At 44.2% G+C, this 425-nt stretch carries 1 protein-coding gene; it reads right to left on the bottom strand.

The features are described 5' to 3' along the window. Window positions 1–425, bottom strand: a 425-nt coding sequence (locus AC23P2_RS31255) for a hypothetical protein (protein WP_487776813.1), incomplete at both ends; no start/stop codon positions are given.

Here is a 425-nt window from a genome sequence, read left to right on the forward strand (position 1 = left end):
GACATCGCCCCCTCACAGATAGTAGAAATGTTGCCCAATGTGATAGAAGGACGAACGGGGTCGGCTAAGGATGCCGAAACGGCATTACTTGCGCAGCCCCCCTCGGTAGCTACAATCTGGGTATAATTTCCTGCCCCTAAATTCGATAGCGTAATAACTCCGTTATTATTAGAAGTCACCTCAACAGTCGTTGTAGCATCGTTGTCGTTTTTATAAACTACACTGTAAGTAGTGTTAATTACAAATCCAGTTAGAGTGATGAGGCCGTCCATCCCTTTACAGGAGCTTGGATGACTAATAGATACTATAGGATTTGTAGGACTGAGAACACTGATAGGTTGAGTGATGGGAGCTGGATTTCCAGAAAGTACTTCTACCAATACTTGCCCATCATTGGGTTCTACGCCATCAGAACCATTGGTATT

It is taken from the genome of Runella sp. R0.1_18 (assembly GCF_057652155.1).